Origin of the sequence: Streptomyces sp. ISL-11, from assembly GCF_018614525.1 — a bacterium.
Taxonomy (GTDB): Bacteria; Actinomycetota; Actinomycetes; order Streptomycetales; family Streptomycetaceae; genus Streptomyces.
Genome location: NZ_JAGGOL010000150.1, coordinates 21,576 through 32,483 on the forward strand (window position 1 = coordinate 21,576; position 10,908 = coordinate 32,483).

Here is a 10,908-nt window from a genome sequence, read left to right on the forward strand (position 1 = left end):
GCGGTGGTGTCCTCAATCGCCGGACGGGCTGCTGTGCTGTGTCCTCAAGCGCCGGACGGGCTGAAAGCGGCTGAGCTCAGCCGAATCAAGCCCGTCCGGCGTTTGAGGACGCGCCCGCAGGGCGCCCGCCGCCGCAGGCGGCAAGGCCGGCCCGTGGCCGAAGACCGGCGCCCGCCGCCGCAGGCGGCAAGGACGGCGGCCGGCGGCCGAAGACCCACCGGACACCGCCTACCGCCCCTCCGTCTCCGTCCGCAGCGCCGGGTCCAGGATCACCTCCACGTCCCGTTCCACGGTGGGCGGTTCGGGGAAGTGGCACGCCGCCAGGTGCTCCGCCCCGCTGCCGTCCTGCCGGATCAGCGGCGGGACCTCCGTGGCGCACTTCTCCCGCGCCTTCCAGCAGCGCGTGCGGAAGCGGCAGCCCGAGGGCGGCAGGATGGGGGAGGGCACGTCGCCGGCGAGGCGGATGCGCTCGCGGGGCGCGGTACCGGGCTCGTCCGTGAGGTCCGCGGCCTCGGGCACCGCCGACAGCAGGGCGTGCGTGTACGGGTGGCGGGGGCGGCGGTAGATGTCGTCGCGGCCGCCCACCTCGACGATCCTGCCGAGGTACATCACGGCGACCCGCTGGGAGAAGTGCCGGACGACCGCGAGGTCGTGCGCGATGAAGAGGAACGCGATGCCCAGCTCGCGCCGCAGCGTCTGGAGCAGGTTGACCACCTGCGCCTGGATGGAGACGTCCAGCGCGGACACCGGCTCGTCCGCGATCACGATGCGCGGTTCGAGGGCGAGCGCGCGGGCCACGCCGATCCGCTGCCGCTGGCCGCCGGAGAACTCGTGCGGGAAGCGGTTGTAATGCTCGGGGTTGAGCCCGACGGTCTCCAGCAGTTCGCGGACGCGCCTCTCGCGGCCGCCCGCGGGATCGACGCCGTTGATCTCCATCGGACCGGAGACGATCCTTCCCACGGTCTGCCGGGGGTTCAGCGACGCGTAGGGGTCCTGGAAGATCATCTGGATCTCGGAGCGGATCGGCGCGAGCTCTCGGCGCCGCGCGTGGGTGATGTCCTGCCCCCGGTAGGTGATCCGGCCGGCCGTGGGCTCCAGGAGGCGGGTCAGCAGCCGCCCGGTCGTGGACTTGCCGCAGCCGGACTCGCCGACCAGGCCGAAGCTCTCGCCCTCGCGCACGGTCAGGTCGACGCCGTCGACGGCCTGGACCGCCCCGACCTTCCGCCGGACGGGGAAGCCGCCCGTGATCGGGAAGTGCTTGGTCAGTCCCTCGGCGACGAGCAGGGGCTCACCCCGCTGCTCGCGCGCCGCCGGTGACGCGGTGTTGTCGCTCGTCATGATGAGGCTCCTCGGCCCAGTCGCGGCCTGATCCGTTCGGCGAAGACCGTCCGCTGCCGCTCGGGCGACAGATGGCAGGCCGCGCCGTGGCCGTCCGGGGCGATGTCCGGGCGCTCCGTACGGCATCGGTCGCCACCGACCTCGCCGGTGTACGCGCAGCGCGGATGGAAGGGGCAGCCGGGCGGCGGAGCCAGCAGGCTCGGCGGTGTCCCGGGAATGGGGGCCAGGGGCTCCTCGACGTCGGACGTCAGGCGGGGCATGGAGCCCAGCAGCCCCCAGGTGTACGGGTGCCGGGGTGAGCGCAGCACCTCGCGGACCGTGCCGCGCTCGACGGCCCGGCCCGCGTACATCACCAGCAGTTCGTCCACGGTGTGGGCGACGACGCCCAGGTCGTGGGTGATGAGGATGATCGCCGAACCGGTCTGCTGCTGGAGGTCCTTGAGCAGGTCGAGGATCTGCGCCTGCACCGTCACGTCCAGCGCCGTCGTCGGTTCGTCGGCGATCAGCAGTTCGGGATCGCAGACCAGTGCCATGGCGATCATCGCGCGCTGGCGCATGCCGCCGGAGAACTGGTGCGGATAGTCGTCCACGCGCAGCGCCGCGTTGGGGATGCCGACCTTCTCCAGCATCTCGACCGCCCGCAGCCGGGCCTCGCGCTTCGACGCCCCCGTGTGCTTGCGGAACGGCTCGGCGATCTGGCGGCCCACCGTGTAGTACGGCGAGAGGGCGGTCAGCGAGTCCTGGAAGATCATCGCCATCCTGTCGCCGCGCAGCTTCTCCAGCGCGGACTCCGGCGCGCCGGTCAGCTCCTGGCCGTCCAGCAGGATCTCGCCCCTGATCTCGGTGGTGCGCGGCTCGTGCAGCCCGAGGACGGCGAGGTTGGTGACGGACTTGCCCGAGCCGGACTCGCCGACGATGCCGAGCGTGCGGCCGCGCTCCAGGTCGAAGGAGAGGCCGTCGACGGCCTTGACCGTGCCGTCCTCGGTGGCGAAACGGACGTACAGCTCGCGTACGGACAGGAACGCGGTCACGGTCGTGGTCTCCTGACGCTCAGGCGAGGCGTACGCGCGGGTCGATGAAGGCGTAGGCGGCGTCCACCACGATGTTCGCGACGACGATCGCCGTGCAGCCGACGAGCATCACGGCCATCAGGGTGGGCAGGTCGGTCTCGCTCACCGAGGAGACCGCCAGCCGCCCCAGGCCGTGCAGGCTGAAGGTGAACTCGGTGATGATCGCGCCGCCGAAGAGCGAGCCGAGGTCGATGCCGAAGATGGTGACGATGGGCGCGAGGGCGCCCCGCCAGGCGTACCGGAAGAAGACCGTGCGCCGGGACAGGCCCTTGGCGCGCGCGGTGCGCACATGGTCCTCGCCGAGCTGCTCGATCATCTGCGAGCGCGTCATCCGGCTGTAGCCGGCGATGAAGATGATCGACAGCACCAGCCAGGGGATGAGCATCCCCATGAACCACTTGCCGGGATCCTCGGTGATCGGGTGGTAGGCGGGGTTGTCCATCCAGTGCAGCCCGCTGACGAGGACGGCGAGGGCGATGACGCCGACGAAGTAGATCTGCAGGGCGTTGCCGATCAGCGACAGGGAGCTGAAGAACTTGTCGACCCAGGTGCCGCGGAAGGCGGCGGCGAGCATGCCGATGCCGGTCCCGACGACGAGGAAGACGGCCGCGCCGCCGAGCGTGATGGACAGGGTGGTCGGGAAGCGGTCCACGATGGTGCCCCAGACCGGCTGCTGGTTGGAGAAGGAGTAGCCGAAGCAGGGGGCCGGGCAGTGGCCGACGGAGAAGTCGCGGCCCGTGAAGATGCCGGCCATGTAGTGCCAGTACTGGACGGGCACCGGATCGTCGAGGCCGAGGTTCTTGTTGATGAGCGCGATGGCGTCCGGGGTGCAGTTCTTGCCGCAGGACATCAGGGCCGGCTCGGAGGGCAGCGCGAAGAAGAGCGTGAAGGTGATCGCGCTGATCAGCAGGATGATGACGATCGCGCCGAGCGAGCGGCGGGCGAGGAATCGAAGCATGGTCGCGGTCTTCCGGTCGACGGCGAACGGTCCGGTCGGCGGTGGGCCGGGGGAGCACGGGCCGTCCGGCCGGGCCCCGCGCGGGCCCAGCCGGAGGGATACCCGGCGCTACTTGACGAAGACGCCGGTCGGGTCGACGGTGCCGTAGACCGGCTGGTAGCGCACGCCGCCCACGTTCGACCCCCAGAGGGAGAACTGGCTGTTGTAGAAGGTCGGCACGCCCGGCACGTCCTCCTTGAGGATCCTGTCGGCGAGCTTCTGCCACTCGGGCGCGGCCTTCTTCACGTCCGGGATCGCGCCGACGCGGTCGATCTCGGCGTCGACCGCGGGGTCGTTCAGGTGGCCGTAGTTCTGCGCGCCGTCGGCGATCTGCCGGCCGTCGAAGAGCGGCGGGACCACGGTCGAGGCGACCGGCCAGTCCGCGCCCCAGGAGGTGCGGTAGATGTCGAACTTGTTCTTGACCTCGGCGATCGCGGTGCGCCAGGTGTTGGCGTCGATCTCCTTCCGCTGCACCTTGAAGCCGGCCCGCTCCAGGGCCTGGGTCACGACCACGGAGACCTTCTGCTGCACGTCGGTATTGGCGTAGGCGTAGACGATCTCCTGGCCTTCCTTGCCGGCCTGCTTCAGCAGCTCCCTGGCCTTGTCGGGGTCACCGGCCGGCTTGGCCTTCTTCCCGAACGGGTCGGTCGGCTGATAGCCGTCCATGGCGGGCGAGAGGTAGTTGGTGGCGAGCACCCCGCCGCTCGCGCCGCCGTTCTGCTGGAGGATCTGCCCGTTGGGCATGGCGTACGCGAGCGCCTTGCGGACCCTGACGTCCTTGAGCCGGTCGGTGTTGAAGCTGATGTAGTCGACGTACGGCTGGATCTCCAGGTGGCGGCGCGCCTTGGTGTCCGCCTGGCCCAGCACCTTCTCGGTCATCTCCGGCGCGACGGCGTTGCTGAACGACAGGGTGTTCTTGTCGGCGCCCTGGTCGGCGAGGTAGCGGCGGGTGGAGTCGGCGTACTGATGACCGAAGCTGATCTCGAACCGGTCGGCGTACTGGTGGCGGATGGGGTCCGTCTTCGGGTCCCAGTGCTCGTTGCGCACGAGCGTGAGCGACTTGCCGACCTTGAAGTCGCCGACCTTGTACGGGCCGGTGGCGAAGGGGGCGTTGTCGTACTTGCGCTGGGTGTCCTTCTCCGCCTTGACGGCGCCGACGTTGGGCATCGCGGTCGCGAAGGGCGTGTCGGCGTGCGGCTTGAGGAAGTGGAAGACGATCGTCTTGTCGTCCGGGGTGTCCAGCACGGAGGCGGGCAGGTGCTGACCCTGGTACGGGCCGTCCGGCAGCGCCTTGCGGAAGGTGGTGCCGTCGCCGGAGAGCCACTGCGGGATGTACTGCGGGCCGTCGGTCTGGTACGCGGCGTAGAGCCGCTCGACGCCCCAGCGCACGTCCTTGGAGGTGATCGGTGAGCCGTCCTCGAACTTCAGCCCGTCCTTGAGCGTGAACGTCCAGGTCTTCCCGCCGTCCGAGGCGGTGCCGGGGTCTGTGGCCAGGTCCCCGACGACCTTCACCCTGCCCTTGTCGTCCACCTTGTAGGAGGTGAGCGAGCGGTTGTAGAGCATCTGGCCGGCGAGCATGTCGTTGTAGTAGATCTGACCCGGGTCCAGGTGCCCGAAGGCGTCGCGCTGGAGGACGCCGATGGTGCCCCCCTTCTTGGCGCCCTCCCGCTCGGGCGCGGGGCCGGCCGAGTCCTCCTTGGTGCCGATCGAGTAGTTGGCGGACTTGGTCTTGTCGGTGCCGGGCCCCGCGCTGCTGCCCCCGCCGCCACCCCCGCCCCCGCTGCTGCAGGCGGTGAGCGCCAGGGCCCCCGCCGCCAGCGCCGCGGCCGCGAGCCGGCCTCTGTGTCCGAGTGACGTCCTCATGGGTCGATGCACCTGCCTGTCCGTCGGTCGTACGGTTCCTGTGTGCATGTCCTCAGCGCGCGGTCCGGGGATCGAAGGCGTCCCGGACGGAGTCCCCGAGCAGGTTGAAGGCGACCACGAAAATGATCATCGCGATGCCGGGGAAGAAGATGTAGGTGATGTCGCTCTCGTAGTAATGGGCGCCGTTGGCGAACATCCGGCCCCAGTCGGGCGTGGGCTCCAGGATGCCGACGCCGATGAAGGACAGGCCCGCCTCGGTGGTCACGATCGAGGGCAGCATCAGCGTCGACTGCACCAGGAGGGGCGTCCACAGATTGGGCAGCAGCTCCTTGGTGATGATCCGCCAGGGCGACGCGCCGGTGACCTTGGCGGCCTCGACGAACTCCCGCTCGCGCAGGCTCAGGACCTGACCGCGCAGCAGCCGCGCCAGCCCCATCCAGCCCAGCACCCACAGCACGAGGATCAGCGTCAGGACCCGCAGGTAGGTCGGGGTCTCCTTCTCCGGGCTGACGAAGAGGGAGTAGACGACGGGCGTGAAGGCGATGAAGGAGAGCTGGGAGGGGAACGCCAGCAGCAGATCGATGAACCTACCGAGCAGATAATCGGTGCGGCCGCCGATGTAGCCCGCCGTCACGCCGACCAGCACGCCCGTCAGCACGCACAGGACGGTCGCGGCCAGCGCGATGAGGAGGGAGGTGCGGATCCCGTAGGCGAGCTGGGTCAGCACGTCGCGGCCCAGCGTCGGCTCGATTCCGAACCAGAAGCGGCCGGAAATGCCGCCGTTGGGCTTCACGGGGTAGCCGAACTCATTGAGCAGGCCCGGTTCGTCGATCCCGTAGGTCGTCGTCGGGCCCTTGCCGTAGACCTTCGAGATCAGTGGTGCCGCCACCGCCACGACAAAGAAGAACGCCACGACATACGCGGAAACGACCCCTGAACGGTCACGCTTGAAGCGCCGCCACATCAGCTGTCCGGGTGAACGACCGGTCAACTCCGTTTGCGTCAGCGGAATGAGGGAAGGACTCGTCATCGCGTAAATCCCCCGCACTGTCGTCTCGACGTCCCTCGCGAACGCGGTGCGCGCGACGGGATGAGCGGACTTTGGCAATGGATTCACAGCGCAGTCAAGAGGGCTGCGGTGCCCTACGCGACGGGCTCCCCTTTTCCGGGCGCTTCTTGAGCGAAGGGTGAGCGGATCGACGACGCGGCGTGCTTGACAGACCTGTCGAGCACGCCGCGCGGGTCACCTCCTGGCGGTCAGGCCATGCCCAAGGACCGCTTGAGGAAGTCGACTTGGAGCAGCAGCAGATTCTCCGCGACCTGCTCCTGCGGGGTCATGTGCGTCACGCCGGACAGCGGCAGCACCTCGTGCGGACGGCCCGCGGCGAGCAGCGCCGAGGACAGTCGCAGGGTGTGCGCGGCGACCACGTTGTCGTCCGCGAGACCGTGGACGATCATCAGCGGCCGGACCTGCTCCGCGGCCTCCGACAGCCCGCCGTCCGTCACCAGGGAATTGCGGGCGTACACCTTCGGCTGCTCGTCGGGGTGGCCGAGGTAGCGCTCGGTGTAGTGCGTGTCGTACAGCCGCCAGTCGGTGACCGGCGCGCCCGCGATGCCCGCGTGGAAGACGTCGGGGCGGCGCAGCACCGCCAGCGCCGCGAGATAGCCGCCGTACGACCAGCCGCGGATCGCCACCCGGCCCAGGTCCAGGGGGTAGCGCCCGGCCAGGGCCCGGACGGCGTCGACCTGGTCGTCCAGGGTGACGCCCGCGAAGTCGTCGCGGACGGCCTTCTCCCAGTCGGGGGAGCGGTGCGGAGTGCCCCGGCCGTCGGCGACCACCACCGCGAAGCCCTGGTCGGCGAACCACTGCGAGGTCAGGTGGGCATTCTGCGCGGCCACGACCCGCGGCCCGTGCGGCCCGCCGTAGGGGTCCATCAGCACCGGCAGCGGACCGTCGCCCTCCTGATGATCGGCCGGCAGCAGGACGGCGCACGGAATGCGGCGCGCGCCTGCCTCGGTGAGGCGCACGCGGGCGCTCAGCACGGGCGTGTGCGCGTAGGAGGGCACGGTGGCCACGCGCGCGCCGTCGCGCAGGACCTGAACGGAAGCCCCACTGCGCTCCGGTGACGTGGACACCAGGACCGTGACCGGTCCCGAACGCACCGCCGAATGCCAGCCCTGTCCCTCGGATACCCGCTCGACGCCCTGCTCGCCGACGCGGTAGACATGCGCCTCGCCGGTCTCCGGATCGGTCGCCCCGGGCCCCGCGGACGCGGAAATCAGCACGTCATCGGCGCCGACGTCCAGAACCGCCCGGACATGCAGCCGGGGCCCGGTCAGGGCTCGGTCGCCGGCCTTCAGGACCCGCGCGCCACCTTCGTCGGCGATGCGTACGAGTCGGCCATCGGGGCCCCAAACGGGCACACCAGCGAATAGATCCAGCCAGTTTGCGTCCTCCTCCACACACAGCACACGGGTGGCTCCCGTCGCGGTGTCCACGGAGAGAAATGCCTGGCAGCGCTGGTCGCGCGCCTGCACCAGCAGCAGCGGAGGGCCGTCGGCCGACCAGTGCGCCCGCGCCAGGTACGGGTAGCGCTCGCGGTCCCACGTGACGTCCGTACGGGTGCCGTCCAGCCCCAGCAGGGACAGCGTCACCTCGGCGTTGGCCGAGCCGGCCACCGGGTAGGCGACCTCCGCCGGCTCCCGGTCGGGGTTGGCGGGATCGGCGATCCACCAGCGGCGTACGGGCGCGTCGTCGGCGCGGGCCACCAGCAGCGACTCCCCGTCCGGCGCCCACCAGAAGCCTCGCGAGCGGCCCATCTCCTCGGCGGCGACGAATTCGGCCAGCCCCCAGGTGACCGTGCCGCTCTCCGGCCCGGCCAGGGCGTGGTCGCCACCGCCGTCCGCCTCCACCACGCGCAGCGCGCCGCCCGCCGCATAGGCGACGCGGCGGCCGTCGGGCGAGGGGCGCGGGTCGCCGACCGGGCCGGGAACCACCAGCTCACGGGTGGTGCCGCCACGCAGTTCGGCCACGTACAGCCGGCCCGAGAGGGCGAACGCGGCCAACTCGGCCGCGCTGTCCAGGGCATAGCCGACGATGCCCGCCGAACCCTCGCGGCTGCGCTCGCGCCGGGCCCGCTCCTCCGCGGACAACTCCTCGTCGGCGCCGCCCAGCAGCACCGCGGGGTCGGCGGCCGGGTACTCCCGGCCGGTGGTGGTGTCGAGCACCCACAGGACTCCGGAGCGATCGGTTCCCGAACGCGAGCGGAGGAAGACGACACGTGAACCGTCGGGCGACACGCTGAAGGCGCGTGGCGCACCCAGCGAGAAGCGTTGTGTACGGGCATACTGCCGCGGGAACGAGAGCTGTCCGGTCATGTGGCGAGCCTACGGCGGGGCGGCGAGAAGTCGCCGTGCGCCCCGGATTTGCTCCTGTGCACCGAGTGATGTCCGGGCACCGGAAAGTTATGATCACTGGCGCATAGTTGGTTATTCCCGGACGGCATCCGTATGCCATCCGCACGTTGTCCGTCCGACCGCGCGACCCTGGAGGTGAACCGCTGTGGCACTCTCGATTTCGGCGGTGGTGCTGCTGGCGATCATCGTCTTCATGCTGGTCCGGAAGTCCGGGCTGAAGGCCGGCCACGCCGCGGTCTGCGTGCTGCTGGGTTTCTACCTCGCGAGCTCGTCGATCGCCCCGACGCTCCACCAGCTGACGTCCAGCGTCAATACGATGATCGGCAACATCAAGTTCTGAGCGGCCGGGCGCCCAGGGGGCAATCCCCACCGGGCCCCCGGGGCTCGTAGGCTGGTCCCATGACCGACCGTTCCCTCTCGCCAGGCCGCCGGCTGCTCCTGGTGCACGCGCACCCGGACGACGAATCGATCAACAACGGCGCGACCATGGCCAAGTACGCCGCCGAGGGTGCCCACGTCACCCTCGTGACGTGCACCCTCGGTGAAGAGGGCGAGGTGATCCCGGCCGACCTGGCCCACCTCGTCGCCGACCGCGACGACGCCCTCGGCCCGTACCGCGCCGGCGAACTCTCCGCCGCGATGAAGGAACTGGGCGTCGGCGACCACCGCTTCCTCGGCGGTGCCGGGCGCTACCGCGACTCCGGGATGCTGGGTGCCCCGCAGAACGACCGCCCGGAGTGCTTCTGGCGGGCCGACGTCGACGAGGCCGCCGCGTACCTCGTGGAGGTGATCCGCGAGGTGCGGCCGCAGGTGCTGGTCACCTACGACCCCGAGGGCGGCTACGGCCACCCCGACCACATCCAGGCGCACCGCGTCGCGACGCGTGCCGTGGAGCTGGCGGCGGAGCAGGCGTTCCGCCGCGACCTGGGCGACCCGCACGACATCGCGAAGGTCTACTGGAACCGCGCGCCGCTCTCCGTCGTCGAGGAGGGCTTCGCACGTCTGCGCGAGCTGGGTGCGGAGAACCCCTTCCCCGGCATCGCCTCGGTCGCCGACGTGCCGGGCGTGGTGCCCGACGACGAGGTGACGGCCGCGATCGACGGCACGGCCCACGCGGCCGCGAAGGCGGCCGCGATGCGTGCCCACGCCACCCAGATCCTGGTCGAGGGCCCCTTCTTCGCACTCTCCAACGACCTGGGCCAGCCGCTACTGACCGACGAGTGCTACCAGCTCGTCCGCGGCCGGGCCGCCGCACCGCGCGAGGACGACCTGTTCGCGGGGGTGGACGCGTGACCGGTACGTCCCCTCTTCTCGAACCGCTCACCGCGAGCCGCCTCGGTGCCTACGCCGGCCTGACCGTCCTGGGCGCGCTCGTCGGCGCGGCGGGAGCGCTCGTACAAGGCGGCTGGTTCCCCGGCGGGTTGCTGCTGGCCCTGCTCGGCGTCGCGGGGGTCTGCTACGGCGGAGTCACCGCGACCGGCACCAGGATCGGCGGGGCGGCGCCAGGCGTCGGCTGGGTCGTCGCCGTGCTGCTGATGACCGCGAGCCGGGCGGAGGGCGACTTCCTCTTCGCCGCCGGACTGGGCTCGTACGCCTTCCTGCTGGGCGGGATGGTCGTGGCTGTGATGTGCGCCACGCTACCGAAACTGCCGCAACCGGACGGTTCCTCAGTCCGACTTGGCAAGTGACGTGACGATTTCTGCCTGAGGGGCCCGAGGATCGGAGAGCCGCCGCGCGCTCCCTCCGACCGGGGTGATCCGGCAGCCGTCAAGTGCGCGTCCGTGGTGCCCAGTATGGTGGTGCGCGCCGCCGAGCCGCCCGAGCGAGGTCATGACGGGCGGCGGAGCTAACCGGGAGAACCTGCTTTGAGCCGTGAATCTGACAGTTCGTCCTCCGGGCCCCAGGGGCGCGGTGGCGCCGCCTACCCGTCGGGGACCCCGCCGTACGGAACCAGCCACCCGTCCCCGGACGGAGGCGGCAGCGAGGAGCCGGCCGTGGCGCCGAAGCCGGAAGAGCCGAAGACCGAGACCACGCTGACGACGCGGATCCGCATCAACATCCCCGGCTCGCGGCCCATCCCGCCGGTCATCATGCGGACCCCCGTCGGCGACGACGCCTCGCCCGCCAAGGGCGGCACCGCACCGGGCATGGGTCCGGCCGCCGTGCCGGGCGCGGCGGCCCCGGCCGCGGGCCCGGCCCGTGACGCCGAGCGCAAGCCCGCCC

At 71.0% G+C, this 10,908-nt stretch carries 9 protein-coding genes and 1 pseudogene; 4 read left to right on the top strand and 6 right to left on the bottom strand.

All coding sequences use genetic code 11. The features are described 5' to 3' along the window. Positions 1-228 precede the first annotated feature (228 nt). From J7E86_RS25800 to J7E86_RS25825, 6 genes are all read right to left on the bottom strand, one after another. Positions 229-1,338 (bottom strand): ABC transporter ATP-binding protein, encoded by a 1,110-nt coding sequence (locus J7E86_RS25800; protein ID WP_215084741.1) that lies wholly within the window; start codon positions 1,336-1,338, stop codon positions 229-231. Next, entirely contained in the window at positions 1,335-2,369 is a 1,035-nt protein-coding gene (locus J7E86_RS25805; protein WP_215084743.1) for an ABC transporter ATP-binding protein, read from the bottom strand. Before J7E86_RS25805 ends, J7E86_RS25800 begins: the two co-directional genes overlap by 4 nt. Positions 2,370-2,388: 19 nt before the next feature. Beyond that, the gene (locus tag J7E86_RS25810) at positions 2,389-3,366 is read right to left on the bottom strand and encodes an ABC transporter permease (RefSeq protein WP_215084745.1); all 978 of its coding nucleotides are present in this window, start codon (positions 3,364-3,366) and stop codon (positions 2,389-2,391) included. Positions 3,367-3,474: 108 nt separating this feature from the next. Beyond that, positions 3,475-5,268 carry an ABC transporter substrate-binding protein gene (locus J7E86_RS25815; RefSeq protein ID WP_215084747.1) on the bottom strand — a complete coding sequence of 598 codons (1,794 nt, stop codon included), beginning with the start codon at positions 5,266-5,268 and terminating at the stop codon, positions 3,475-3,477. 52 nt (positions 5,269-5,320) lie between these two features. Next, complete coding sequence (locus tag J7E86_RS25820) at positions 5,321-6,298, bottom strand: ABC transporter permease (protein WP_215084749.1); 978 nt, start codon at positions 6,296-6,298, stop codon at positions 5,321-5,323. Between the two features lie 227 nt (positions 6,299-6,525). Further along, complete coding sequence (locus J7E86_RS25825; RefSeq protein WP_215084751.1) at positions 6,526-8,646, bottom strand: S9 family peptidase; 2,121 nt, start codon at positions 8,644-8,646, stop codon at positions 6,526-6,528. A gap of 184 nt (positions 8,647-8,830) precedes the next feature. Here J7E86_RS25825 and J7E86_RS25830 point away from each other — a divergent pair, with 184 nt between their 5' ends. From J7E86_RS25830 to J7E86_RS25845, 4 genes and pseudogenes are all read left to right on the top strand, one after another. Further along, a complete protein-coding gene (locus J7E86_RS25830; RefSeq protein ID WP_215084753.1) occupies positions 8,831-9,025 on the top strand; it encodes a hypothetical protein in 195 nt (64 codons plus the stop codon). Between the two features lie 59 nt (positions 9,026-9,084). Continuing rightward, complete coding sequence (gene mshB, locus J7E86_RS25835) at positions 9,085-9,978, top strand: N-acetyl-1-D-myo-inositol-2-amino-2-deoxy-alpha-D-glucopyranoside deacetylase (RefSeq protein WP_215084755.1); 894 nt, start codon at positions 9,085-9,087, stop codon at positions 9,976-9,978. After that, on the top strand, positions 9,975-10,373 hold the full coding sequence (locus J7E86_RS25840; protein WP_215084757.1) for a DUF6113 family protein: 399 nt from the start codon (positions 9,975-9,977) through the stop codon (positions 10,371-10,373). The genes mshB and J7E86_RS25840 overlap by 4 nt, the downstream gene beginning before the upstream one ends. 177 nt (positions 10,374-10,550) lie before the next feature. Further along, positions 10,551-10,908, top strand: a pseudogene (locus J7E86_RS25845) (hypothetical protein); the annotation flags it as partial.

What these genes read in the sequence shown, in the direction of transcription:
- mshB (WP_215084755.1), top strand. Translation starts at nt 9,085, where the DNA reads ATGACCGACCGTTCCCTCTCGCCAGGCCGCCGGCTGCTCCTGGTGCAC.
- J7E86_RS25825 (WP_215084751.1), bottom strand. Translation starts at nt 8,646, where the DNA reads ATGACCGGACAGCTCTCGTTCCCGCGGCAGTATGCCCGTACACAACGC.
- J7E86_RS25820 (WP_215084749.1), bottom strand. Translation starts at nt 6,298, where the DNA reads ATGACGAGTCCTTCCCTCATTCCGCTGACGCAAACGGAGTTGACCGGT.
- J7E86_RS25815 (WP_215084747.1), bottom strand. Translation starts at nt 5,268, where the DNA reads ATGAGGACGTCACTCGGACACAGAGGCCGGCTCGCGGCCGCGGCGCTG.
- J7E86_RS25810 (WP_215084745.1), bottom strand. Translation starts at nt 3,366, where the DNA reads ATGCTTCGATTCCTCGCCCGCCGCTCGCTCGGCGCGATCGTCATCATC.
- J7E86_RS25800 (WP_215084741.1), bottom strand. Translation starts at nt 1,338, where the DNA reads ATGACGAGCGACAACACCGCGTCACCGGCGGCGCGCGAGCAGCGGGGT.